This is a genomic window from Microbacterium terrisoli (genome assembly GCF_030866805.1).
Taxonomy (GTDB): Bacteria; Actinomycetota; Actinomycetes; order Actinomycetales; family Microbacteriaceae; genus Microbacterium; species Microbacterium terrisoli.
Map to the genome: position 1 here is coordinate 2424080 of NZ_CP133019.1, position 25122 is coordinate 2449201.

Consider the following 25122-nt stretch of genomic DNA (forward strand, 5'->3'; position numbering starts at 1 on the left):
GAGCGCCCCGGGCCATCCGTGTCAGACGGGTCAGCCTCCGATCTTCACGACCTCGGCGCGATGGCCGGCGGCACCGTGCAGGTGCAGCACGAGTGCCTGGACATCGTGTCCCTTCGCGTTGCCCTTGCCGTTGCCGTTGCCGAGCGTGCCACGGGTGTACGGGATCCCGGTGCCGCCCTCGTCCGCGTACAGCGCCGAGTCGACGGCGATCGCCGGCTTGACCACGTCGTACGAGATGGGTCCGACACCGTCGATGTCACCGTTGGCGTTGACCGCGTAGTAGCTGTTCATTCCCACCGTGTAGGTGATCGGGAACGACTTCGTCTTCTCGGTGACCCCGAGCAGCGCCGGCCAGACCGGAATGTTCAACACGTTGGTGTCGAACACGTTGGTGTTGACGTCGCCGAACTGGAAGTTCACCGGCTCGAGGTCGATGATCTTGTTCGATTTCAGATCGACGAGCTGTGCAAGCAGCAGGTCCGTGCCGTCGAGGTTCTGCACGAACACCTCGAAGTCGGGCTTGCCATCACCGGTGGTGTCGATGTCGACGTAGGGCACTGTGGAGTTGCCGACCGTCGCCCAGTCGCCGTAGGTGGCGATCGAGAACCACAGCCAGCCGTCGGCGTAGCCGCCGCCCGGAGCGGGTGCGGACCCGGCGCCGACGTACTGCAGATCACCGGCGGTGGCGGTCTGGTTGACCGTGCAGTTCGCCGTCATCGTCGCCGTGCACGCCGGCAGCTGCGGGCTCGTGGCGCCGAGCGTGGCAACGCTCAGCAGCGACTGGTAGGCGGTGGACCCGCTGCCCTGGCTGACGCCGGTGCCGCGGGTCACCAGGGCGCGCTGGTCGCCCATGTGCGCGTCGGTGGTGGTCGTCTGCGAGATCGGCTTGGCGGCACCGTACACGGGGACCCGCAACGGGGCCGCGGACGAGCCATCGACGGCGATCATCAGCCGACCCGACGCATCGGCCACGAACTGACGGGGCACGCCGGACTGCAGCACATCCATCGTCGGGTCGATCGTGTTGCGCAGCTTGGCGGTCGTGATCGTCATCGTCACCTTCACCGTGGTCGATGCGCCGGCCGCGACCTTCACGGTGCTCGGGCTGACCGTGTAGGCGACACCCGGCTGCGTGTTGCTCGCACTGTACGACAGCGTCGCCGAGACCGCCGCGTCTCCCGTGTTCTGCACGGTGAGGGTGCGGGTCTTGGTGACGGTCGGCTGCGTGGCCGGGGCCTCGACCGGACCGAACGACGCCGAGACGCCGCCGGCCACGTCTGCCGAATACACCAGCAGCGTGTTCTCCACCGCTGCCAGTGCGTCCACGCGACCCGCGCCGTCGCGGGCCGGGCTGTAGATGTCGCCGGTGCCACCCACACCCGCGTAGGTGTCGTGGCCGGCCGTGTTCATGATGTCGGCCTTGACCTGTTCGGTGGTCCACGTCGGGTGTGCGGCCATGACCAGCGCCGCGATGCCCGCCGTGTGGGGCGTTGCCATCGAGGTGCCTGACATGTTGATCACGCCGTCGCCGGTGCCCAGACCCGCCGACAGGATCGTGTCGCCGGGGGCCGAGACGTCGGGCTTGACCACGCCGAGGCTGCCGTGCGTGCCGCGCGATGAGAACGAGCTGATCAGGTCGTTGATTCCCGAGTCCTCGGCGCTGACGCTCAGCGCCAGCGAACCGTCGAACGTCACGTTCAGCGTGCCTGCAGCCAACGCGGGCTGAAGCTTTGCGGTGGCGGGCTGGGTGAGCTGGAACACGGGGATCTGTGCGTCTCCGGTGATGCCGGCGGTGAACGGATTCACGTCACCGGTGAAGATCGCGCCGATGGCGCCGGCCGCCCGTGCGTTGGCACTGCGCCCTGCCGAGCCGCAGCGGCGCGTCGCATCGTCCGAGTCCCAGGTGAGCCAGGCGATCTTGCCCGCCACGGCGGCGGCATCCGCGTCGGAGAAGGCGCTGCAGCCGTCGGCGTTCGCCGCGGAGACGGCGACCACGTCGCCGGTGACCGGAGCGCTGTCCGCCCATGGATAGGCGATCGAGAACTGACCGGCCACCGTGCCGGCCAGCTCCGAGGGCGCGTTGACCCGCAGTCCATCCAGCTGCTGGAACGAGTCGACCGAGCTGGCCACCGCCAGAGCCCGCACCGCATTGCCCGGCGACCCGCCGGTGTCGGTGAGATCGCCGTTGTTGCCCATGGCGATCACGGGCAGCACGCCTTCCTCGGCGAGCTTGTCGACGACATCGTTCTCAGGGTCGTCCACCACGGCGTAGTCAGAACCCAGCGACAGGTTGACGATGTCGGCCTTGACCATCGATCCGTCGCCGTCGAGGTCGAGAGAGCGGTCCAGTGCCGGGATCACGACGTCGGTGGATCCCTCGCATCCGAAGACCTTGAACGGGTACACCGTCGCCTCCGGCGCCGTGCCGGGAACCGCCTTCATCTTCGCGATGTCGTCCGCCGTCAGTGTCGAGTAGTCGCCGGTGAAGGTCGTGCCGTCGGCGTTCTCGCCGAAGCCGGCCGAGATGCCCGCCACGTGCGTGCCGTGCGGGCCGCACCCGATGGGGTCCGCGTCGGGGTGCGCGACCGGCTGGTAGTCGGCGGAGCGCGGGTCGGCGTCGTAGTCATCGCCGGAGAAGTCGTAGCCGCCGCCCACCTTGACCTTGGCCAGGTCGGTCAGCGTGCTGTACCAGTCCTCGTTCGTGCTGTCGGCGCGCGCAGCATCCCACGCGGCCTTGGTGCCCGCGCCGCCGAAGTCGGCGTGCGTGTAGTCCAGTCCGGTGTCGATGACGGCGATCTTCACGCCCTTGCCGGTGTTGTGCGTCTGCTGCCACGTGGCCACCGCATCGGTGAGGTCGGTCGCGTTCGCGTTGTCGGTGTGCTTGGGCACCAGCGGGGTGATCTTGACCACGTCGCCGCGGTCGGCGATCGCACGGATGGCCGCGGCATCGGCGTTGATGGCGACGCCCGGAAGCGCGTTGCCCACCTGCCAGAGCTCCGTCGCCGAGCGGTCCTTCTTCTTGGCCTCGTCCACCACGGCGGCGGACTTGGTCCGAGCTGCCTTCTTGGCGGCATTGGCGTGGGCCTTCTGCGCGCTCTTGCTCTGGCCCTTCGCCTTCGCCTCGTCGGCGGCATCGGCCGCGCCGGACCCGCTGAGCTGGACGAACACCGCGTGGCGTCCCGTCATCCGCTCGAGCCCGCCGGCGAGCTTGCCCGCCGACAGTGTACCGTGTGCGGCGGGGCTCACAGCAGGTGCGGGCGTCGGATCGCCAGACGTCCCGGCGGCGCTCGCTGCGCCGGGCCACATCATCGCGCACGCGACGGCGGCGATGGATGCGACGGCCAGAGACCGTCCTCTGATTCGGGCGTGACTGGTCATGGTGATGACACTCCTTCGTGCCGGATCGCTCGGTCGGACAGCAGGCCTTTTCCCACCGCCCACCAGCGTCCACGGGTGTGGTCGCTGCCGAGACACCGAGGTCCCTACGCTATCGGTCCGAAACGGGATGCCGCCACTGCGAATCGCCGATCAGACCTCACTCGGCGTCGTCGAACTCGCGCGGCTTGACGTACGGATCCTCGTCGCCCGCATGCGTCGCTCCGGCGGCGAGACCGGCCACCGCCGCATCACGCTCTGCCGCTTCGCGCAGCAGGTCTTCGATGTGGCCCGCGTTCTCGGGGATCGCATCGTGGATGAACTCCAGCGTCGGGGTCAGCCGCACGCTGAGCTGACGGCCCACCTCGCTGCGCAGCAACCCGGTCGCCGCGCGCAGCGCGTCTGCCGTGTCCTGCCGCGCCTTCTCATCCCCCAGCACGGTGTAGAACACCGACGCGTGCTGAAGGTCACCCGTCACGCGGACGTCCGTGATCGTGACGAACCCGAGCCGCGGGTCACGCAGACCCTTCTCGAGCCGCTGCGCGATCAGAACGCGGATGCGGTCGGCCATGCGTGCCTGTCGCTCTGCAGCCATGATTCCTCCTTCGAATGTGGGGGGAGGCCGACGGCCTCCCCCCACGTTGGGTGCGACCTCAGCCGCGGGGCTTCTCCACCATCTCGGTGGTTTCGATCTCGTCGCCGATCTGGATGTCGTTGAACTTGCCCAGGCCGATGCCGGCCTCGAAGTCCGTGCGGACCTCGGTGACGTCATCCTTGAACCGGCGCAGCGACTCGATGGCCAGGCCATCGGCGACGACGACGCCATCGCGGATGACGCGGGCCTTCGCGTTGCGTGTGATCGTGCCCGAACGGACGATGACACCGGCGATGTTGCCGAACTTCGACGACCGGAACACCTCGCGGATCTCGGCGACACCCGACTGCACCTCTTCGAACTCGGGCTTGAGCATGCCCTTGAGCGAGTTCTCGATGTCTTCGAGCGCGGAGTAGATGACCGAGTAGAACCGGATGTCCACGCCCTCGCGCTGAGCACGCTCACGCGCCTTCTGGTCGGGCCGGACGTTGAAGCCCACGATGATCGCGTTGTCGATCGTGGCCAGGTCCACGTCGGACTCGGTGATCGCACCCACACCGCGGTGCAGGATGCGCAGCTGCACCGAGTCGTCGACCTCGATCTTCAGCAGCGACTCTTCCAGCGCCTCGACGGCACCGGAGACGTCACCCTTGATGATGAGGTTGAGCGACTCGACCTTGCCCTCTTCCAGCGCCTTGGTGAAGTCCTCCAGCGTGATGCGCTTGCGCGCCTTGGCCAGCTGTGCGTTGCGCTCGGCGGCCTCGCGCTTCTCAGCGATCTGGCGCGCCATGCGGTCCTCTTCGGTGACGATGAACGTGTCGCCGGCACGCGGGACCGAGTTCAGACCCTGCACCTGCACCGGGCGCGAGGGCGCGGCCTCGTCGACCGCGTCGCCGTTCTCGTCGACCATGGCCCGCACACGCCCGTAGGCGGTCCCTGCCACGATCGCGTCGCCCACACGCAGCGTTCCGGACTGGATGAGCACCGTGGCCACCGATCCGCGACCCCGGTCGAGCTTGGCCTCGATGGCCACACCGCGGGCGTCCTTGTTCGGGTTCGCCTGCAGGTCCAGACCCGCGTCGGCGGTGAGCAGCACCGCATCCAGCAGGTCCTGGATGCCGATGTTCTCGCGCGCCGAGACGTCCACGAACATGACCTCTCCGCCGTACTCCTCGGCGACCAGCCCGTACTCGGTGAGCTGCTGGCGCACCTTGGCCGGGTTGGCGTCGGGCTTGTCGATCTTGTTGACCGCGACCACGATCGGCACGTTGGCCGCCTGGGCGTGGTTCAGCGCCTCCACCGTCTGCGGCATGATGCCGTCATCGGCGGCGACCACGAGGATCGCGATGTCGGTGACCTGGGCGCCACGGGCACGCATGGCTGTGAACGCCTCGTGACCGGGTGTGTCGATGAACGTGATGGCGCGCTCATTGCCATCGTGCTCGGTCCAGATCTGGTAGGCGCCGATGTGCTGGGTGATGCCGCCGGCCTCGCCCGCCACGACGTTGGTCTGCCGGATGGCATCCAGCAGACGCGTCTTGCCGTGGTCGACGTGGCCCATGACGGTGACCACCGGCGGACGGATCTCGAGATCCGCCTCGTCCTCATCGGCCAGCTCCTGCTCGAGGTCCAGACCGAAGCCCTCGAGGAGCTCTTTGTCTTCGTCCTCAGGCGAGACCATCTGGATCTTGTAGCCGAGCTCGGCGCCCAGCACCTCGAACGTGGCCTCGTCCAGCGACTCGGTCGCAGTGGCCATCTCGCCGAGGTTGAACAGGATCGTCACCAGCGTGCCCGGCTGCACGGTGTAGCCGCGCAGAGCTTCGAGCTTGTCGGCGAAGTCCGAGATCGACGCGCCGCGGCGCAGGCGGATGATCTCGCCGTTGCCCTTCTGGACGTTGACGCCACCGACGACCGGTGCCGACCTCATCTCGAATTCTTGCCGCTTCGCACGTCTCGACTTGCGCTGCTTCGACTTGCCGCCGCCCTTGCCGAAGGCGCCTGCGGTGCCGCCGCCCGGGCCGCGGCCGCGACCGCCGCCACCGGGACGGCCGGCGAAGCCGCCACCGGGACGACCGGCGAAGCCACCACCGGCGCCACCACCGGGGCCACCGGTGCCGGGACGACCGGGGCGCTGCTGGAACGGCGCGCCGCCGCCGGGACGACCCGGGCGACCGGCGCCGCCACCGGCCGGACGACCCGGGCGCGGGGCGCCAGGACGCGGCGAACCCGGGCGCGGCGGCTGCGGCCGCGGCGCCTGCGGGCGAGGAATGTTGCCCGGGTTGGGACGCTGGCCCATGCCCTGCGACGGGGCGAAGGGGTTGTTGCCGGGGCGGGGGCCTGCGGGACGCTGGCCCATGCCCTGCGACGGGGCGAAGGGGTTGTTGCCGGGGCGGGGAGCGCCGGTGCGCGGCCCAGGGGTGGGTCCGCCGCCCGACTTCGATGCGGCACCCTTCGGGGCTGCCGATGTGTCGGACGCGGGAGTCTGGGCCGGCTTCTCGGCGACGGACTCGGCTGCCGGAGCCGGAGCGGCGGGCGCCTCGGCGGCAGGCTTCTCAGCGGCGGGCTTGCGCGCGGCCGGCTTCGGGCCGGGCGTCGGGCGCGATGGACCGGGGCGACCGCCCGATGCCGCACCCGGCTTCGTGCCGCCGGCAGCGGGCTTGGCGCCGTTGCCGGACGCCGCCTTGGCCGCGGTGCCATCCGACTGCAGCGCAGCGCGAAGCTTGCGGGCCACCGGAGGTTCGATGGTCGACGAAGGGCTCTTGACGAATTCGCCGAGCTCCTTCAGCTTCGCGAGCGCGACCTTGCTGTCGACGCCGAGCTCGGAAGCGATCTCGTGCACGCGTGGTTTTGCCACAATTCTCCTGTCTGAGGTCTCCCCAGGCAGGGCAGACCGTTATTTGCGGACGGGTCTCATTTCGAGCCGTTCACTTTGTTTCCATAGCCGTTCAGCCTTTGTTCTGCTGTTGGTGCTGTTCGATGGTCTGCGTGTCAAGCGGGCCTGACACACGCAATGCTCGTACGAAGGCGCGGCGTCGCAGCGCGACATCCAGGCACGCGGGCGTGTCATGCACCCAAGCGCCCCGCCCGGGCATCGACGCACGCTCATCGAGGACGAGCCGGGAATCGACCGCCACGACTCGCAGGAGCGTGGACCGGGGGGAACGTCGGCGGCATCCGACGCACGTTCGTACGGGTTCCATCTTACACTGCGGGGTGAGGGCGACGAAGCGCGCGCTCAGTGCCCGGACTCGTCCATGACCGAGTCCGGCTGGATGTCGATCTTGGCTCCGGTCAACTTGGCGGCCAGACGCGCGTTCTGACCCTCTTTGCCGATGGCCAGCGACAGCTGGTAGTCGGGCACAAGAGCACGCACCGCCTTGGTCGAGGCATCCAGCACGAAGCTGGAGGTGACCTTCGCCGGTGACAGCGCATTGGCCACGAACCGCGCCAGCTCGGCGTGGTAGTCGACGATGTCGATCTTCTCGCCGTTCAGCTCGTCGGTGACGGCCCGCACGCGCCGCCCCAGCTCACCGATGCATGCGCCCTTGGCATTGATGGCCGGGTCGTTGGCCTTCACCGCGATCTTGGTGCGATGCCCCGCCTCGCGGGCGAGCGACACGATCTCGACGAGCCCGCTGGCGATCTCGGGCACCTCGAGGGCGAAGAGCTTGCGCACCAGGCCCGGGTGCGTGCGCGAGACCGTGATCGCCGGGCCCTTGGTGCCCTTGGCGACGCTGGTCACATACACGCGCAGGCGCGACCCGTGGGCATAGTCCTCACCGGGCACCTGTTCTTCGGGCGGCAGGATCGCCTCGACCGTGCCCAGGTCGACGTGCACCATGCGCGGGTTCGGACCCTGCTGCACGACACCGGCGACGATGTCGCCCTCTTTGCCGCGGAACTCCCCCAGCACCGCGTCATCGGCGATGTCACGCAGACGCTGGCTGATGACCTGCTTGGCGGCGAAGGCCGCGATCCGGCCGAAGTCCTCGGGGGTGCTCTCCTCTTCGCCGATGACGGCGCCCTCGTCGTCGAGCAGCGGAATGAACACCGCGACATGGCCGCTCTTGCGGTCCAGCTCGGCACGAGCGCCTTCGGGAAGGGTTCCGGTCGCCGATGTGTGCTTGGCGTATGCGGTCAGGATCGCCTGCTCGATGATGTGCACGAGCTCATCGAAGGGGATCTCCTTCTCTCGCTCGACTGTGCGCAGCAGACTCAGATCGATGTCCATCGCGACCTCCCTTTTCAGCTTTCGTCGGCGTCCCCGCCGACATCCCTACAACGTTACCGGATGCCGCATCCCGGCCACCTGGGAAGACGCCCGGCCGCGCACCGCCGCGATCGGACCGCCGGTTGCCTCACCGGCAGTCGGACACGGGTGCCGCACGGTGAGCGAAGCGCCCCGCCGTCCAGTCCACGAGCTTGGGCAGGAACGGCGAGGGCGGCTGCAGGATCTCCTGATGCCCCAGCGCAGGGATCTCGCTCCACTGCAGGTCGTTGCCGCGCGCGCACAGGCGCTTGACATAGGCGACCTGCTGGCTGCGCGGGATGACTTCGTCCCGCCCGCCCCACGCGATCAGCGTCGGTGACGGCAACTTCGCGATCGCCGCATTCTGCGCCAGCCGCTGGCCCATCGCCCCCGCGGTGAGGTCGCCGATGTACAGCGGCGTGTCCTCCGACACGCCCAGAGCCGCCGCCACCGAGACCAGCACGCCCGGCTCGGTCGGGCACCGCTGCGCCATCTCGCGGACGATGTCCCGCGCACCCGGAGAGACGTAGCTGACGATGTTCACATCCGGGTAGGTCTCGGAATACGGCACGAGCACCCAGGCCGTCAGCAGCGTCAGCTGCACACTCGCATACCCGGCGGTCAGGTCGCGGGCAAGTGCCAGCGGGTCACCGGCGGGCGCGAGCGCCGCCGTGCCCAGGTCGTTCAGGCCCGGCGCGTAGCGCTTCGCGATCATGCTGGACCACAGCGCTGCGTGCCCGCCCTGCGAATGCCCCCAGACCACCACGTCGTCCGAGGCCCACACCCCCGGCATCCGCTGTGCGGCCAGCACCGCGTCCAGTGCCGAGCGCGCCTCACCCTCCCCGATCAGGTAGGGGAAGACCCCCGGCGCGCCCTGCCCGGCGTAGTCGGGCGCCACGACGATCCAGTCGTGGGCGATCGCCTGATCGAGCGCGGGGATCGACCAGCGCGTCGCGGCGTCCTCGCGCAGGCTCGGTGCGCAGCCGCGGGCCACACCGGTCGTGCCGTGGTTCCACAGCACGATGGGCAGCGGGTGGGCCACAGACGTCTCGGGAACGATCACCAGCGCACTGGCGGCAAGGGGCGCACCGTACGTGTCGGTGGTCGTGTACAGAATGCGCGACACCGTCGCGCCGGACGGGATCCGACCGCCGTAGTCGCCGACGCGGATGAGCTGCCCATGCCCCACCGGCAGTGTCGCGGGTGGGTCGTAGAAGGCGTCCACGACCGGCGCACCGGCCTGCAGCCACGAGTTGAGGAAACCGCCCACCGCCATGGTCGACACCAGCAGCGCGACCAGGGCGTAGCGGCCGAGGTCGCCGATCCACCGCCGCGTCGGGCGCGCGGGGCGCCCGACCCCGACTCCCCCACGGTCCGCACGACGCATGAGCAGGCGCAGGCCGCGCAGGAACATCGACCCGCCGAACACGACGGTGCGCAGACCGAAGACGACGGCGACGACCAGGACGGTGACATCCGGCCAGGTCAGCGACAGGAAGCCGAAGACCAGCTGCGCGACGCCCCAGACCGCCGTCAGCAGGCGCCAGCTCACCCGCACCCGCTCGCGCGCGCGCTTGCGGGTGACCGCATCGCCCAGCGAGGCGAATCCGCCCAGCAGCAGCAGGATCGCCAGCACGGTGGGCAGGAGGTTCAGGCTGCGCCCGAGCCAGAACAGAACCAGCAGCCCCAGCGCGATCCACGCCAGCGCGAACGGACGCGACCACCACGTCGGAGAGCGGTGTCGCGCGACCAGCTCGATGATGCCCGAGGCGATGGCGCTGATGCCGACGTACACCCCCAGCAGCACGAGCGAGGTGAGCGGCTTGGACACGATCAGCAGGCCGAGCACTCCCAGCGCCGCCCCGACCACGATGAGCACGCGAGGAGGCGCCTGCGCGAGAAGGCGCGGGAGCACGCTCCACCGCCTGCTCTGCTCGCTTGCCGCCATCGGGCCCATGATAGGGCGGCCGGACGAGCACGACCCTCGAGTCACCGGCCCGGGTGACTCAGCCGGCCGAAGGCAGGGTGTTGATCGCGCGGATGAGCTGGTGCAGTTCGCCGACGCGGTGGGGGTCCAGCTCGAGTACCAGACGCGCAAGCTCGAGCCGGTCGCCGTCGGCGCGCTCGGGTGCGAGCGGCTCGGAGCGCTGGATGCGTCCGGTGCGCACCAGCGAGCCGAAGCGAGCGTTCAGATCATCGACTTCGGCGTCGGTGGGCTCGTGGTGCACTCGCAGCACCAGACGTTCGCCGACCCACCTCAGCGAGTCGTAATTGCGCCAGAACCCGGCGATCTCGGCGGCTGCGGCATCCACCGAATCGGTGATCAGGACGCGGTCGAAGTCATCGGCGGCGATGTAGCCGCCGCCGGCCAGATGCTGCTGCACGAAATCGCGCAGGCCGCTCCAGTACGAGCCCCCCACCTCGTCCAGCAGCACGATCGGCGTCGGTTCGGCCTTGCCGGTCTGCTGCAGCGTCAGCAGCTCGAACATCTCGTCCATCGTGCCGAACCCGCCGGGCAGGCAGACGAATCCGCTCGACTCCTTGACCAGCATGAGCTTGCGCGTGAAGAAGTACTTCATCGTGACCTGGTTGGGTTCGGCTTCCACCATCGCATCGGGCTTCTCTTCGAACGGCAGCCGGATGGACACGCCGATCGACAGGTCGGGACCGGCGCCTTCGGCCGCGGCCTGCATGATGCCGGGGCCGGCACCGGTGACCACCATCCAACCCTGTGCGGCCAGAGCAGCCGCGACGTTCTCGGCCTGCGCGTAGAGCGGGTCGTGCTCCTTCGTGCGTGCCGATCCGAACACCGTCACCTTCTCGACGCCGGCGTAGGGTGCGAACAGGCGGAAAGCGCTGCGCATCTCCTCGAGGGCGGCCGCGGTGATCTTCAGATCCAACCGGTCCGCGCCGTCCTCGCCCAGCAGCTCCCCGGTGTGCAGGATCCGCGCGATCAGCGCACGGTTCGCCGTCACGCCGGCGTCCTTCAGAAGTGCATCGATCCGCGCGCGAACATCGTCCATGGCTCCACTCTGGCACGGACGGAGTCTGCGGCCCGCCCGCCGCGGGGTGTGCGGGCGATCAGCGCTGGGCGAGCAGGTGCGCCACCGCGTCGACTGCGACGACCGTCTCGCGCTCGCCGGAACGGCGGTTCCACACCTCGACCTGGCCGTCGGCGGCGCCGCGACCGGCCACGAGCACCCACGGCACGCCGATCAGCTCGGCGTCGCCGAACTTGACGCCGGGCGACACCTTCGGGCGGTCGTCGTACAGCACGTCCAGTCCTGCCGCCTCGAGCTGCAGCGACAGCCGCTCGGCCAGTTCGAAGGCCACCGAATCCTTGCCCGTGGCCACCACGTGCACGTCGAACGGTGCGACCGACTCGGGCCAGATGAGGCCCCGCGCGTCGTTGTTCAGCTCGGCGATGATCGCGAGGATGCGGGTCACGCCGATGCCGTACGAGCCCATCGTGACGGTCACGAGCTTGCCGTTCTCGTCGAGCACCTTCAGCCCCAGCGCCTCGGCGTACTTGCGCCCGAGCTGGAAGACGTGGCCGATCTCCATGCCGCGCGCCAAGTGCACGGGACCCGATCCGTCCGGGGCCGGGTCGCCGTCGCGCACCGTGGCGACCTGCACCACGCCGTCCGGCGTGAAGTCGCGCCCGGCCACGAGCGAGTGCACGTGCTTCTCGTGCAGGTTCGCACCGGTGATCCAGCTCGTGCCGTCTGACACGCGCGGGTCGACGAGGTAGCGGATTCCGGTCGTCGCGTGCTCGCCGAGCACGGCGCCCTCCGGCGACCAGGGTCCGATGTAGCCCTTGACCAGGTCGGGGTGCTTCGCGAAGTCCGCGGGAGTGGCCGCCTCGACCGCGGCGGGGGCGAAGGCGACCTCGGCGCGCTTGTCGTCCACGTCGCGGTCTCCGGGGATGCCGACGATCACGAGCTCGCGCGTGCCGTCCAGGTGCGTCAGGGCCAGCACGACGTTCTTCAGGGTGTCGGCGGCGGTGTACTCGCCGTCCAGCACGGCGTTGGAGTGCGCCACGAGCGTGTCGATCGTGGGGGTGTTCGGCGAATCGAAGATCACCGGTGCCGGCAGAGCGTCGAAGGCGACGGGCTCGGGGACTGCGGTGCTGAACGCCTCGACGTTGGCGGCGTACCCGCCGTCCGAGCGCACGAAAGTGTCTTCGCCGACGGCGGTCGGGTGCAGGAACTCCTCGCTGCGCGAACCGCCCATGGCGCCCGCGTCGGCCTTGACGATGACATACTCCAGGCCCAGGCGTTGGAAGATCCGCTGATAGGCGTCGCGCTGCGTGAAGTACGAGGCATCCAGCCCCTCGTCGGTGTAGTCGAACGAGTAGGCGTCCTTCATCGTGAACTCGCGTCCGCGCAGCAGGCCGGCGCGCGGGCGCGCCTCGTCGCGGTACTTGTCCTGGATCTGATAGATCGACAGCGGCAGGTCCTTGTACGACGAGTACAGGTCCTTCACCAGCAGGGTGAAGGCCTCTTCATGGGTCGGCGCCAGCAGGTAGTCGCCGCCCTTGCGGTCCTGCAGGCGGAACAGCAGGTCGCCGTACTCGTCCCAGCGGCCCGTCGCCTGGTAGGGCTCGCGGGGCATGAGCGCCGGGAAGTGCACCTCCTGCGCACCCGCGGCATCCATCTCTTCGCGGATGACGCGCTCGATCTTCGCCTTCACGCGCAGGCCCAGCGGCAGCCACGCGAAGACGCCGGCCGCCTGACGGCGGATGTAGCCGGCGCGCACGAGCAGCTTGTGGCTCGTGACCTCGGCATCGGCGGGATCTTCACGGAGCGTGCGGACGAAGTACTTCGACAGACGGGTGACCACCTGACCAGTGTAGGGGCGGGCCGAACCGGTCCCCGTTCCGGTGACGGCGCCCCCCGTACACTGACTGTCGTGACCGGTCGCCGCCCTCGCCTCGTTTCAGCGGCTGCGGGGGACGCCCTCGCCGCCGCGCTGTCCGCCCTGCACGACGAGCTCGATCTGCCCGGTGAGTTCGATCCGGCCGTCACCGACGAGGCCCAGGCCGCTGCCGGCGACGTCCCGGTCGCGCCGTCCGACGACCTGGCAGATCTGCGCGACATCGAATTCCTCACGATCGATCCCGAAGGCGCGCGCGACCTCGACCAGGCGCTGCATCTGCAGCGCACGTCGGGCGGCGGCATCCTGCACTACGCCATCGCGGACGTGCCGGCCTTCGTCTCGCCGGGAGGGCGGGTGGATGCCGCGGCCCGCGAGCGCGGCGAGACCCTGTACGCCGTGGACGGGACGATCCCCCTGCATCCGCGGGAGCTCAGCGAAGCAGCGGCGTCGCTGCTCCCCGATCAGGACCGACGCGCCTTCGTCTGGCGCTTCGAGCTGGACGAGCGGGCCGAGCCGGTGGAGGTGACGCTGACCCGCGCAGTGGTGCGTTCGCGACGACAGTGGACCTACGCCGAGGCGCAGAAGGCTGTCGATGAGAAGTCCGGCCCCGAGTCGCTGACGGCTCTGCCCTGGCTCGGCGACGAGCGCGCGAAACGCGAGCAGGAACGCGGCGGCGCGAGCCTGAACTCCCCCGAGATCGAGGTGGAGGTCGCAGACGGCCATTATGAACTGACCCGGCGTGCGACGCTGCCGATCGAGGACTGGAACGCGCAGGTGTCGCTTCTGACCGGGATGGCGGCGGCCAAGATCATGCTGGATGCCGGGGTCGGCATCCTGCGCACGATGCCCGCCGCCGACGCCGATGACGTCGCCACGTTCCGGGCGCAGACGGCGGCGCTGGGAAACCTGTGGCCCGAGGGCGTCGGCTACGGCGAATACCTGCGCGGCCTGCGCGGAGAGGATGCGAAGACGCTCGCGATCCGGGATGCCGCGACCCGGCTGTTCCGCGGCGCCGGGTACACGGCATTCGACGGCGCCCCGCCCGCCGACACGCTCCAGTCGGCGATCGCCGCGCCCTACGCGCACACGACCGCACCCTTGCGCCGGCTCGTGGACAGGTGGTCGCTGGTCGTGTGCGAAGCTGCCGCCAACGGACACGAGGTCCCGCAGTGGGCGCGCGAGAGCCTGTCGCAGCTGCCGAAGATCATGGGCCGCAGCAACGGGCTGGCCGGCCGGTTGGAATCCGCGTCGATCGACCGGGTCGAGGCCGCCGTGCTGCACGGGCGTGAGGGAGAGCGCTTTGCGGGCGTGGTGCTGGGGCGACGCAACGGCGGCATGCGCGTGCAGCTGTCGGGCCCGCTGGTGACGGTCGTCGTGGCGGGGCTGGACGCCGGGTCCGGCTCGACGGTCGAGGTGCAGCTGCAGCGGGCCGACATCGCGACCGGCGAGATAGTGATGGTTCCCGCCGGAAGCCATGCCTGATGGCCGCGGTGCTGCTGTGTGATGGCGCGCTGTCGCTGACGGCCGGCGCCTGCCCCTGCGCGCATGTGTTCGCCCCACTACGCTGATGCGGTGGCGCGCATACCCGAGGCTGAGATCGACGTCGACCTGGATCTGGTGAGGCGCCTGCTCGAACGTCAGCATCCGGATCTGGCGGCGCTGCCGATGACCATCGCCGCCAACGGGTGGGACAACGTCATGGTCCGCCTGGGCGACGACCTCGCCGTGCGCATCCCGCGGCGCGCAGTGGCCGCACGACTGGTCGAACACGAGCAGCAGGTGCTGCCCCGGCTCGCATCGCGGCTGCCGCTCGACGTGCCGGTTCCGGTGCGGGTCGGCCGGCCGACGCCGTTCTATCCCTGGGCGTGGTCGGTGGTGCCGTGGCGGGACGGTGCGGCGGCGGCCTACTCGCCTGCGCACGAGCGCGACGCGTGGGCCGAGCAGCTGGCCGATGCCCTGGCCGCGCTGCACGTGCCGGCGGACGCCGACGCACCCGCGAATCCCGTGCGCGGGGTGCCGCTTGCCGGGCGGGTCGACGCGATCCGGGCACGGATGACCGGATTCGCGCGGGCCGGCGAGCTGCGCGCCGCCTTCGACCGGGATGCCGCAGCCCCGGCATACACCGGCACGCCGCTGTGGATACACGGCGACCCGCACCCGCTGAACATGCTGTGCCGCGACGGTGCGCTGACCGCGCTGATCGATTTCGGGGACGTCACCGCGGGCGACCCCGCCACCGATCTGGCGGCGGCGTGGATGACCTTCACCGCACGCGGCCGCGCAGCCTTCATCGATCGGTACACGACGATGGCTCGCACCGGTGACGGGGCGGATGCCGCCACCTGGCTGCGAGCACGGGCCTGGGCGGCGGGGATGGCCTCATCCATGCTGTCGGCCAGCGACGACCACGCAGCGCTGGCCGCGATCGGCCGGCACACCCTCGCGCAGGTGCTCGACGCGCCCTGACCCCCCTCCCACGCACCCGCGAGGTGCCCCTCCGCACCCGCGAGATGCCCCTCCGCACCCGCGAGATGCCCTCCGCACCCGCGAGCTGCCCTTCCGCACCCGCGCGGTGCCCCCGTGACCGCGGGCCGCGCCCGGCCGCATGCTGCAGCATCCTGCTCGTGCGCCAGGGTTTCACTCGAGGGCTACAGGTTCCCGCTGATGCGACAGGAAAAACCTGGCGCATCAGCGGGAGACTGGCGCGCGACGACGCGAGCTACGACGGAAGTTCCCTCACCGCGGGGTGGCGGTCGTGGTCATCACGAGCAGTTGCGGGTCCGAGACATCCAACGCGACTGAGATCGAGGCGAAGTCGGCCAGCGACGCCGCATGCGTACCGCCGCACGGGATCGACGCGTGCCCTTCGGGCAGTTCGCACTCCCACCGTCGACGGTCGATGATCGTCGGGCCGTCGACGGCGACCTCGACCGCACCGCCGGTGGCGATCCATGCCGCCAGCAGCTCGTTGATGCGCGCCTCGCGCGCAGCGACCGACTCCGCGAAAGCCGCTGAGTCGAACCCCGCCTTGCGCAGGCTCTTGCCCAGCCGATAGTCGTCGACGGCGCCGTCTTCGTGGATTCGACTGCTCTGGTTCGCCCGGCCTTCGAAATCCGGGGTGCCCAGGGCATCGGCGCCGGGATCCTTGCGCCACAGGTCGGCGAGCGACAGGTCGAGGGCGAGGGATGCCAGGTGGCACGCGGTGTGCCCGCGGCTCAGCGCCGCGCGGCGTGCGGCATCCACTTCGGCGGTGACCGCCGTCCCCGGAACCAGCCACGCCGGCGCGTCGGTGTCAAGCCGGTGCGCGACCAGCCAGGTCCAGCCCTCGGTGCCGCGCTTGACGGGGATGTCGGTGCCCACGAACAGAGCACCCTCGGCATCGGTTGCCGCCATCACGGCCTCCACCACGCGCACCTCGGCACCGCCGCCGCTGGGCGAGCGCAGCACGCCCGCGTCGCCCGGCTGGTCGGGCCAGGTGTGGTCGACCGGGTGGAACGGGGTCGCATCGAGGATCACGACCGCGCCCCCGGCATCCTCTCCCACGCGCACCACAGCACTTTCACCCGTCACCGCTCCGCGCGGGAACGTCACCACCGTCGCCGACATGGGCCTCCTTCGACTGCCGCATCACAGGCTATCAACGGCGAGAAGAGGGGATGTCGGAGCCCGCCCCTATCGTGCAGGCAGGCAAGTCACACAGGAGGACGCATGGCCACCTTGGGAAACATCACGTTCTACGCCGACGACCCCCGGGCCCTGTCCCATTTCTGGTCCGACGTGTTCGGCTATCCGCACACGGAGTGGGACGAGCCGCTGCGTTCGCAGCTGCTCGCCTCCGGCCTCACCGAGGCCGACCTCAATGCACGAGGGCTCGCCGAAGACCCCGAGCACAAGGGGCCGCGTCTGTTCTTCCACCACGCCGACGAACGGAAGGCCGGCCGCAATCGGCTGCATCTGGACATCAACGCTCCGCGCACCGGCGACGGTGACGACCGCGAGCAGCTGGAGGCCGAGAGAGACCGCCTGGTCGCGCTGGGCGCGAAGGTCGTGCGGGTCATCGACCAGCAGTGGGGGCCGTGGCCCGAGTACTACTTCCAGATGCAGGATCCGGAGGGCAACGAGTTCTGCCTGCAGTGATCACTCCACGTCTCAGCGGGTGATCACCTGTGCAGTTCCGATCGCGGCATCCGGTCCCGCCTCGGCGGCGATCCGCTCGGCCTCGGCGATCAGTGTCGCCACGATCTCGGACTCGGGCACCGTCTTGATGACCTGACCCTTGACGAAGATCTGACCCTTGCCGTTGCCGGATGCCACGCCCAGGTCGGCCTCGCGCGCCTCGCCCGGTCCGTTCACGACGCAGCCCATCACCGCGACGCGCAGCGGCACCGTGAGGTCCTTGAGGCCTTCGGTGACCGACTCGGCCAGCGAATACACGTCGACCTGCGCCCGCCCGCACGACGGGCACGACACGATCTCCAACGTGCGCTCGCGCAGTCCCAGCGACTGCAAGATCTGCAGCCCCACCTTGACCTCTTCGACCGGCGGGGCCGACAGCGACACCCGGATGGTGTCGCCGATGCCCTCGCTCAGCAGGATGCCGAAGGCCGTTGCCGACTTCACCGTTCCCTGCAGCGCGGGGCCCGCTTCGGTCACCCCGAGGTGCAGCGGCCAGTCGCCGCGCTCGGCCAGCAGCCGGTAGGCCTTGACCATCGTGACCGGGTCGTGGTGCTTGACCGAGATCTTGAAGTCGTGGAAGTCGTGCTCCTCGAACAGGGATGCCTCCCAGACGGCGCTGTCCACGAGCGCCTCGGGGGTCGCGCTGCCGTACTTCTCCATCAGCCGCTTGTCGAGCGATCCGGCGTTCACGCCGATGCGCAGCGACACCCCGGCCGCCGAGGCGGCCTTCGCGATCTCGCCGACTTTGTCGTCGAACTGACGGATGTTGCCGGGGTTGACCCGCACCGCCCCGCAGCCGGCGTCGATCGCGGCGAACACGTACCGCGGCTGGAAGTGGATGTCGGCGATCACCGGGATCTGGCTCTTTCGCGCGATGATCGGCAGCGCGTCGGCATCGTCCTGGCTGGGTACGGCGACCCGCACGATGTCACAGCCGGTGGCCGTGAGCTCGGCGATCTGCTGCAGCGTCGCGTTGATGTCGGTGGTCGGGGTGGTCGTCATCGACTGCACGGTGATGGGCGCATCGCCGCCGACCAGCGCCGTGCCCACGCGGATCTGCCGGCTCTTGCGGCGTGGAGAGAGCACGGTGGGCACCCGCGGCATCCCGAGATTGACTGCTGGCATGCCGATCAGCCTACGACTCGACGCTGGTCGCCCGGTGCGATCACGGCGCACACGGACCAGTCACACGGTGCGACGGCTCTCGCCCGGTGTGGTAGTTTCGCCCCATGTTCACGAACTCCTCCTGGTGGCCCACCCGCTGAGGCGGTGTGTTCGCGTACGTTCCCACAGACCGCCCTTCGAGGCGGTCTTCGTGTCTGAGGCCCGCCCGCACATACCCGAAAGGCCTGCAATGGCTCTGCGTTCTGCGTCCGGCTCGGCAGCTTCCCACTCTCCCGATCCGGCGCCCCTCCTGGAGGCTCTGCGCACGCAGGACCGCCCGTTCGCGCTGCTGGCCCGCGATGCCGGCACCGTCGAGGTGCTCACCGGCGAGATCGTCGACGTCGACCTGCTGGCCGAGATCCCGTTGCAGGATGCCGCGGGCAGCTCGCGCGAGGTGCTCGCGCTGGTCCCGTTCCGACAAGTGCGCGAACGCGGCTTCGCATGCCACGACGACGGTGCGCCGCTGCGCTGCCTCGTCATCGACGAACACACGGTCCTGCCCCGTGTCGCCGTCGTCGCCGCGCTGCCTGCGGCGACGGTCTCATTGCACGACGCGGGCTTCGACATCTCCGATGAGGACTACGCCGACATCGTGCGCACCGTCATCGCCGATGAGATCGGCCGTGGCGAGGGCGCGAACTTCGTTATCCGCCGCGACTTCACCGCCGGCGTGGAGGGCGATCCCCTCACCGCCGGCCTCACGTGGTTCCGGGCCCTGCTCGAACACGAGCGCGGCGCGTACTGGACGTTCCTGGTGGCCACGCCGGGTCACATCGCCGTCGGCGCCAGCCCCGAAGCCCACGTGGTGGCCCGTGACGGCGTGGTGACCATGAACCCGATCTCGGGCACGTTCCGCCACCCCGACGGCGGCGCCACGGTCCAGACCCTGAGCACGTTCCTCGGCTCGACGAAGGAGACCGAAGAGCTGTTCATGGTGGTCGACGAGGAGCTCAAGATGATGAGTGCCGTCTGCTCCGACGGCGGACGGATCACCGGGCCGCACCTGAAGGAGATGTCGCGGCTGACCCACACCGAGTACGTGCTGCGCGGGCGCAGCCGCCTGGATCCTCGCGACATCCTGCGCGAGACCATGTTCGCGCCCACCGTGACCGGCTCGCCCATGCAGAACGCGTGCACCGTCATCACGCGGCACGAGCGCGCCCCGCGCGGCTACTACTCGGGCGTGGTGGCGCTGTTCACGCCGCGCGAGACCCTCGCCGCCGACGATCCCACCCATGATCTGGACGCGCCGATCCTCATCCGCACGGCCTACCTCGAAGACGGGCGGCTGCGGGTGCCGGTGGGCGCCACGCTGGTGCGCCATTCCGACCCCTACGGCGAAGTCAGCGAGACGCACGGCAAGGCGGCCGGTGTGCTCGGAGCGATCGGCGCCGTGGAGCGCGACCGTCGGGCCGAAGCCGCCGATTCCGACGCGCCGGCCGAGCCTCTGCCGCTGGCCGACGACCCCGCCATCGCGGCGCTGCTGGCCTCGCGCAACGCACGACTGGCCCCGTTCTGGCTGAATCCGCAGGGCCCCGGCGACGATGCGCCGTTCACCGGGCGCACGGCCCTTGTCGTCGACGCCGAAGACAGGTTCACGGCGATGCTCGCGCACCAGCTGCGCCATCTCGGGCTCGAGGTGCGCATCGCCGCCTGGGACGGCGTCACCGACGCCGACACGATGGCGGTGGACCTGGTCGTCGCCGGTCCCGGACCGGGTGACCCACGGGACGCATCCAGCGCACGCATCCGCCGCATGCACGAGGTGGTCGCCCGGCGCCGCACGAGGGGGATGCCGCTTCTGGCGGTGTGCCTGAGCCATCAGATCCTCGCCGAAGGGCTGGGAATCCCGCTCGAGCCGCTCCCGCAGCCGTATCAGGGTCTGCAGAAGACCGTCGACATCTTCGGGCAGGACGCGTCGATCGGCTTCTACAACACGTTCACCGCGCGTGTCGCGCCGGGCACCACGCAGGTCGGCGAGGCCGAGGTCGCCGCCGACGCCGCAGGCGCCGTCTACGCGCTGCGCGGTCCCGCGTTCGCCTCGGTGCAGGGCCACCTCGAATCGATCCTCTCGCGCGACGGACTGCACACGCTCGAGCGCCTGTGCGCACACGCGCTGAACGGGCGCGGCCGGAGCTGAGTGCGGCCGGAGGCCTGCTACCCGCCTGTCAGCGTGATCGGATTGATCAGGTCGGCCAGCACGAGGATCACGCCCATCACGCCCAGCAGTACGACCACCACGAACGTGACGGGCACGAGCCTGGTGGCATCCACCGGCTTGGGCGGCGGCCTGCGGAACAGCTTCGACCAGGCGCGCTTGATCCCGTCCCACAGCGCCACGGCCACATGTCCGCCGTCCAGCGGCAGCAGCGGCACCAGGTTGAACACGAACAGCGAGACGTTCAGCGAGGCCAGCAGGATCAGGAAGAACGAGACGCGGTCCAGAATCGGCGCCGACGAGGAGGCGGCCTCGCCCGCGAGCACTCCGACGCCGACCGGTGACAGGGGGCTGTTCGGGTCGCGCTGCTGGCCGGTGACCATCGAGTGCACGACGCCGTAGAGCTTCTGCGGCAGCTGCACGATGATCTCGGCGACCGCGCCCACGTTCTGGAGCGTGGTCTGCACGCCGGTCCAGATCGGCTGATGCACGTAGTCCAGCTGCGAGGTGACGCCGGCGAATCCGATCTGCTTGCCGTCGACCTCGCGCGCGACCGGCGTCAGGGTGAGCGTGACGTCCTGTCCATCGCGCTGCACCACGACCTGCAGCGACGTTCCCGGCGAGCGCTGGATGATCTGCGATGCCTCGGCGAACGTCGACACGGGAGTGCCGCCGACCGACTCGATGGTGTCGCCGGGCTCGAATCCGGCGGTGCCGGCGGGGGATGCCGGGTCAGACGAGGTGCACGCGGTCGACGTCGCGGAGGCCGGGACGCAGGCGCTGACCTGCGCGATGGTCGTGGTCGCCGTCTGCACGCCGATGCCGCTGAGCGCGATGGTGAACAGCACGACCGCCAGCAGCAGGTTCATGACGGGGCCGCCGAGCATGACGATGACGCGCTTGTAGACCGGCAGCCGGTAGAAGACGCGGGAGTCTTCGTCGCCCTGCAGCGTCTCGTCGTTGGCGGCCCGCGCGTCCTGCACCATCGTGGCGAAGAAACCGCCGCCGGCACGACCGCCTCGAGCGGCCTCTTTCGGCGAGGGAGGGTACATCCCGGCCATCGAGATGTAGCCGCCGAGCGGGAAGGCCTTGACGCCGTACTCGGTCTCGCCCTTGCGCCGGGACCACAGCGTGGGACCGAAACCGACCATGTACTGACCGACGCGCACGCCGAACTTCTTGGCCGGCAGGAGGTGGCCGATCTCGTGCAGCGCGATCGAGACGGCAAGGCCCACCACCATGAGGGCGATGCCGATGACGAAGGCAAGGATGGTCACTCCTCAACGGTACCGGCCACGGCCTTTGAAACCGCCGACACCGCCTAGGCTGAAGGTGTGGATCAGATGACCGCACGACAGCTGCGCGCTCTGCGCGGGGTCGCGGCATCCGGCATCACGACGCTGCTGGCGGCCACCGCCCACACTCTCGCCGGCGCCGGCGCCCCCTCCGTCGGGCTGGTCGCGATCGCGGCGATCCTCAGCGCGCCGCCGGCCGTGCTTCTCATCGGCCGACGCCTCTCCCGCGTGCGGACCGCGGCCGCGGTGACAGCCGCGCAGCTCGTGTTCCACACGACGTTCGTCTTGTTCGCCGATCCCTCCGCCGTCGTCTATGCACCGCTGAGCGGGCACCACGCGATGCACGCGGCACCGACGATGATGGTGGCCCACGCCGCCGATCATGCGATGTCGTGGCCGATGATCGCCACCCACGCGCTGGCGGCGCTGGTCACCCTGGTGCTGCTGCTGCGCGGAGAGAGGATGCTGCGAGCCCTGGGCCGCGGCATCCGGCGTCTGCTGCCCGCCGTGGGCGGCGAACTGCCACGCCTGCACGTCGGCCGCCCCGCACGCGGGGTGTTCGCCCACATCGCACCGATCGCGCATCGCCTGGCCGTGGTCGTGTCACGGCGGGGCCCACCGGTCATCGCCTGATCCCGCCCTCATCGTCACCCGGCGCAGCGCCGGGCGCCTCTCGTGCGCCCGCGCACGCCTTCGGCGCACCCGCGCCCCATCGACACGAAAGACACGAAAGAACTGTTCATGACCCGTATCTCCCGCCGCACCCGAATCCTCGCCGGCGCCTCCGCCGGCATCCTGCTGGCCCTCGCCGTTCCGCTGGCCGCTTCGGCGCACGTCGAAGTCGGCCCCGACACCGCCGCCGCCGGCGGCACGACACCCCTGACCTTCACGTTCCACCACGGCTGTGACGACTCGCCCACCACGGCACTGAAGATCACGATCCCCGACAGCGTCGGCAACGCGACGCCCGTGTACTCCGGCGGCTGGAGCATCCAGCGCACGCTGCGCGCCGACAAGACCCTGGCGGCGGTGACCTTCACCGCCGACACGCCCATCGAGTCGGGTGTGTCGGCATCGGTGGGCCTGGACGCGCTGATCGACTCGTCGGCCGAGGGCAAGACCATCGCATTCCCGGTCGAGCAGACCTGTGTGAAGGGCTCCACGTCGTGGACCCAGATCCCCCGGCAAGGGCAGAGCGCCGAAGACCTCGACACCCCTGCCCCGGAGGTGACGGTGGGGCCTGCGGCACCAGCCGCGGACGCCGGGGACTCGGATGCCGCTGCCGACGCACCGGCTGATGCTCAGGCATCGCCGGCCCAGCCCGAGGCATCGTCCGACCAGGCCCAGGCGTCGTCCGACACCCTCGCGCGCTGGCTCGGCGCCGGAGGCCTGGCCGCCGGCGTCGCGGCTCTGATCGTGGCGATCGCGGGCACCACCCGTCGTCGCACGCACTGAAACGCCGTCGCCGGGTCGCAGACGCCGAGCAGAACGCACCCCATGCCGTACCGCCCCTGCCTTGCGCGAAGGCCGCGGTACGGCGTGGACGTGCTCCCGCGAATGAGATGATGGATGCGCCATGACCAGCGTTGATTCCGCTCCCGCCAACCTGCCCCCCGTTCTGCGGCCGGAGCACCCGCCCATCCGCTCCCTCTCCGACCTCGCCGCCCGTTTCGACGGCCGGGTGCGCGGTGACGCCGACGGGGTGACCCTCACCGGCATCACGCTGGCCACCGCCGACCTGCGCGCCGGCGAGGCCTTCGTCGCGATCCAGGGCGTGAACCGCCACGGCGCAGAGTTCGCCGCAACCGCGGCAGACCAGGGAGCAGTCGCGGTCGTCACCGATGCGCGCGGCGCCGAGCTGGCGGCATCCTGCGCTCTTCCCCTCGTCGTGGTCGACGACCCCCGCGCGGTGCTGGGCGAATTGTCGGCGTGGGTCTACGGCACGGGCGCGCACGATGACCTGCCGCTGCTGTTCGGCACGACCGGCACGAACGGCAAGACGAGCGTGTCGCATCTGCTCGAAGGGATCCTCGGGCAGCTCGGAGTGGTCACCGGCCTGTCATCGACGGCCGAGCGGCACATCGCCGGCGAAGTGATCGTCTCGCGGCTGACGACGCCGGAGGCATCCGAGTTCCACGCGCTGCTCGCGCTGATGCGCGAACGGGGAGTGCAGGCCGTCGCCGTCGAAGTCAGCGCACAGGCGCTGAGCCGCCACCGGGTGGACGGCCTGATGTTCGACGTGGCAGGATTCACGAACCTGTCGCACGACCACCTCGACGACTACGCCGACATGCATGAGTACTTCGAGGCGAAGGTGCCGCTGTTCCGCGCCGACCGCTCCCGCCGCGCGGTGGTCTGCCTGGACTCGCCCTCGGGCGCCGACGTGGTCGCGCGCAGCGAAGTTCCCGTCACGACGGTGATCACCCCCGCGATCGCCGCCGACCCCGACGCGGAAGCGGACTGGACCGTCGAGATCCTCCAGGAGCGCCAGGACGGCACCACGTTCACGCTGCGCCATCGCGACGGGCGCACGCTGACCACGGTGGTGCCCACGATCGGGCGCCACATGGCAGCGAACGCGGGACTGGCCATCGTCATGATCCTCGAGAGCGGCTACGCGTGGGAGGCCCTGGTGCAGGCCTTGGACGGCGCACGCATCCAGGCGTACCTGCCCGGACGCACCCAGCTGGTCTCGGGGCCGACGGGGCCTGCGGTCTACGTCGACTTCGGCCACTCACCCGACGCGTTCGAGAAGACGCTGGCCGCGGTGCGTCACGTCACCGACGGCAAGGTCGTCATGCTCTTCGGCGCGGACGGCGACCGCGACGCCACCAAGCGGTTCGACATGAGCCGCACCGCGGTGGAGGGCAGCGACATCCTGGTCGTCACCGACCACCACCCGCGGTTCGAAGACCCCGACGCGATCCGCGCGACACTGGTCGAGGGCGCGCGGCTTACGCGGCCGGATGCCACGATCCTCGAGTTCACGCCGCCCGAGCGCGCGATCCGCGAGGCGGTGGCCCTGGTCGGCGACGGCGACGCGATCCTGTGGGCGGGGCCCGGACACCAGGACTACCGCGACATCCGCGGACGCCGCGCCCCCTACTCGGCGCGCGAGCTCGCCCGCCGTGCGCTGCGCGACGCGGGCTGGCCCGTGCCCGAGCCGGTGTGGCCCGTGCCCTACCCGACCGACAGCACCCCGGCATCCGACCCGGAGCGCCCCGCCTGACCG

General features: G+C 70.2%; 18 protein-coding genes. 7 read left to right on the forward strand and 11 right to left on the reverse strand.

The features are described from left to right. Positions 1-30: 30 nt before the first annotated feature. The 8 genes from QU603_RS10915 to QU603_RS10950 all read right to left on the reverse strand — a co-directional run bounded on the left by QU603_RS10915 (position 31) and on the right by QU603_RS10950 (position 13061). On the reverse strand, positions 31-3378 hold the full coding sequence (locus tag QU603_RS10915; RefSeq protein WP_308491417.1) for a S8 family peptidase: 3348 nt from the start codon (positions 3376-3378) through the stop codon (positions 31-33). A gap of 157 nt (positions 3379-3535) precedes the next feature. Next, on the reverse strand, positions 3536-3970 hold the full coding sequence (gene rbfA / locus QU603_RS10920) for a 30S ribosome-binding factor RbfA (protein WP_308491418.1): 435 nt from the start codon (positions 3968-3970) through the stop codon (positions 3536-3538). A 58-nt stretch (positions 3971-4028) separates the two neighbouring features. Then, positions 4029-6824 (reverse strand): translation initiation factor IF-2, encoded by a 2796-nt coding sequence (gene infB, locus QU603_RS10925; protein WP_308491419.1) that lies wholly within the window; start codon positions 6822-6824, stop codon positions 4029-4031. A 91-nt stretch (positions 6825-6915) separates the two neighbouring features. Then, positions 6916-7170: a YlxR family protein gene (locus QU603_RS10930; RefSeq protein WP_308491420.1), complete on the reverse strand. Its 255-nt coding sequence runs from the start codon at positions 7168-7170 to the stop codon at positions 6916-6918. 35 nt (positions 7171-7205) lie between these two features. Then, entirely contained in the window at positions 7206-8201 is a 996-nt protein-coding gene (nusA, locus tag QU603_RS10935; protein ID WP_308491421.1) for a transcription termination factor NusA, read from the reverse strand. A 127-nt stretch (positions 8202-8328) separates the two neighbouring features. After that, positions 8329-10167 carry a lipase family protein gene (locus QU603_RS10940; RefSeq protein ID WP_308491422.1) on the reverse strand — a complete coding sequence of 613 codons (1839 nt, stop codon included), beginning with the start codon at positions 10165-10167 and terminating at the stop codon, positions 8329-8331. A 58-nt stretch (positions 10168-10225) separates the two neighbouring features. Continuing rightward, positions 10226-11242: an LOG family protein gene (locus tag QU603_RS10945; protein ID WP_308491423.1), complete on the reverse strand. Its 1017-nt coding sequence runs from the start codon at positions 11240-11242 to the stop codon at positions 10226-10228. Between the two features lie 58 nt (positions 11243-11300). Then, a complete protein-coding gene (locus tag QU603_RS10950; protein ID WP_308491424.1) occupies positions 11301-13061 on the reverse strand; it encodes a proline--tRNA ligase in 1761 nt (586 codons plus the stop codon). Between the two features lie 69 nt (positions 13062-13130). On the opposite strand from QU603_RS10950, the gene QU603_RS10955 reads away from it, so the two are divergent. Together QU603_RS10955 and QU603_RS10960 are read left to right on the forward strand one after the other, a co-directional pair. Continuing rightward, positions 13131-14579 (forward strand): RNB domain-containing ribonuclease, encoded by a 1449-nt coding sequence (locus tag QU603_RS10955; protein ID WP_308491425.1) that lies wholly within the window; start codon positions 13131-13133, stop codon positions 14577-14579. Positions 14580-14669: 90 nt separating this feature from the next. After that, positions 14670-15563: an aminoglycoside phosphotransferase family protein gene (locus QU603_RS10960; protein ID WP_308491426.1), complete on the forward strand. Its 894-nt coding sequence runs from the start codon at positions 14670-14672 to the stop codon at positions 15561-15563. Positions 15564-15833: 270 nt separating this feature from the next. On the opposite strand, the gene QU603_RS10965 is transcribed toward QU603_RS10960, so the two are convergent. Continuing rightward, on the reverse strand, positions 15834-16703 hold the full coding sequence (locus QU603_RS10965) for an alanyl-tRNA editing protein (RefSeq protein WP_308491427.1): 870 nt from the start codon (positions 16701-16703) through the stop codon (positions 15834-15836). Positions 16704-16805: 102 nt separating this feature from the next. On the opposite strand from QU603_RS10965, the gene QU603_RS10970 reads away from it, so the two are divergent. Then, complete coding sequence (locus QU603_RS10970; protein WP_308491428.1) at positions 16806-17234, forward strand: VOC family protein; 429 nt, start codon at positions 16806-16808, stop codon at positions 17232-17234. A 12-nt stretch (positions 17235-17246) separates the two neighbouring features. On the opposite strand, the gene ispG is transcribed toward QU603_RS10970, so the two are convergent. After that, positions 17247-18377 carry a flavodoxin-dependent (E)-4-hydroxy-3-methylbut-2-enyl-diphosphate synthase gene (gene ispG / locus QU603_RS10975; RefSeq protein ID WP_308494001.1) on the reverse strand — a complete coding sequence of 377 codons (1131 nt, stop codon included), beginning with the start codon at positions 18375-18377 and terminating at the stop codon, positions 17247-17249. A 250-nt stretch (positions 18378-18627) separates the two neighbouring features. Here ispG and QU603_RS10980 point away from each other — a divergent pair, with 250 nt between their 5' ends. Next, a complete protein-coding gene (locus QU603_RS10980; RefSeq protein ID WP_308491429.1) occupies positions 18628-20577 on the forward strand; it encodes an anthranilate synthase family protein in 1950 nt (649 codons plus the stop codon). A gap of 17 nt (positions 20578-20594) precedes the next feature. On the opposite strand, the gene QU603_RS10985 is transcribed toward QU603_RS10980, so the two are convergent. Beyond that, positions 20595-21872: a M50 family metallopeptidase gene (locus tag QU603_RS10985; protein ID WP_308491430.1), complete on the reverse strand. Its 1278-nt coding sequence runs from the start codon at positions 21870-21872 to the stop codon at positions 20595-20597. Between the two features lie 66 nt (positions 21873-21938). On the opposite strand from QU603_RS10985, the gene QU603_RS10990 reads away from it, so the two are divergent. The 3 genes from QU603_RS10990 to QU603_RS11000 all read left to right on the forward strand — a co-directional run bounded on the left by QU603_RS10990 (position 21939) and on the right by QU603_RS11000 (position 25119). Then, positions 21939-22523, forward strand: a complete 585-nt coding sequence (locus tag QU603_RS10990) for a hypothetical protein (RefSeq protein ID WP_308491431.1) — start codon at positions 21939-21941, stop codon at positions 22521-22523. A gap of 108 nt (positions 22524-22631) precedes the next feature. Further along, on the forward strand, positions 22632-23345 hold the full coding sequence (locus QU603_RS10995) for a DUF1775 domain-containing protein (RefSeq protein WP_308491432.1): 714 nt from the start codon (positions 22632-22634) through the stop codon (positions 23343-23345). 121 nt (positions 23346-23466) lie between these two features. Beyond that, entirely contained in the window at positions 23467-25119 is a 1653-nt protein-coding gene (locus tag QU603_RS11000) for a Mur ligase family protein (protein ID WP_308491433.1), read from the forward strand. Positions 25120-25122 lie beyond the last annotated feature (3 nt).

Excerpts from the sequence above, each read along its gene's own strand:
- QU603_RS10915 (WP_308491417.1), bottom strand. The coding sequence starts at position 3,378 with ATGACCAGTCACGCCCGAATCAGAGGACGGTCTCTGGCCGTCGCATCC.
- rbfA (WP_308491418.1), bottom strand. The coding sequence starts at position 3,970 with ATGGCTGCAGAGCGACAGGCACGCATGGCCGACCGCATCCGCGTTCTG.
- QU603_RS10930 (WP_308491420.1), bottom strand. The coding sequence starts at position 7,170 with ATGGAACCCGTACGAACGTGCGTCGGATGCCGCCGACGTTCCCCCCGG.
- nusA (WP_308491421.1), bottom strand. The coding sequence starts at position 8,201 with ATGGACATCGATCTGAGTCTGCTGCGCACAGTCGAGCGAGAGAAGGAG.
- QU603_RS10940 (WP_308491422.1), bottom strand. The coding sequence starts at position 10,167 with ATGGCGGCAAGCGAGCAGAGCAGGCGGTGGAGCGTGCTCCCGCGCCTT.
- QU603_RS10945 (WP_308491423.1), bottom strand. The coding sequence starts at position 11,242 with ATGGACGATGTTCGCGCGCGGATCGATGCACTTCTGAAGGACGCCGGC.
- QU603_RS10965 (WP_308491427.1), bottom strand. The coding sequence starts at position 16,703 with ATGTCGGCGACGGTGGTGACGTTCCCGCGCGGAGCGGTGACGGGTGAA.
- QU603_RS10970 (WP_308491428.1), top strand. The coding sequence starts at position 16,806 with ATGGCCACCTTGGGAAACATCACGTTCTACGCCGACGACCCCCGGGCC.
- ispG (WP_308494001.1), bottom strand. The coding sequence starts at position 18,377 with ATGCCGCGGGTGCCCACCGTGCTCTCTCCACGCCGCAAGAGCCGGCAG.
- QU603_RS10980 (WP_308491429.1), top strand. The coding sequence starts at position 18,628 with ATGGCTCTGCGTTCTGCGTCCGGCTCGGCAGCTTCCCACTCTCCCGAT.
- QU603_RS10990 (WP_308491431.1), top strand. The coding sequence starts at position 21,939 with ATGACCGCACGACAGCTGCGCGCTCTGCGCGGGGTCGCGGCATCCGGC.
- QU603_RS10995 (WP_308491432.1), top strand. The coding sequence starts at position 22,632 with ATGACCCGTATCTCCCGCCGCACCCGAATCCTCGCCGGCGCCTCCGCC.
- QU603_RS11000 (WP_308491433.1), top strand. The coding sequence starts at position 23,467 with ATGACCAGCGTTGATTCCGCTCCCGCCAACCTGCCCCCCGTTCTGCGG.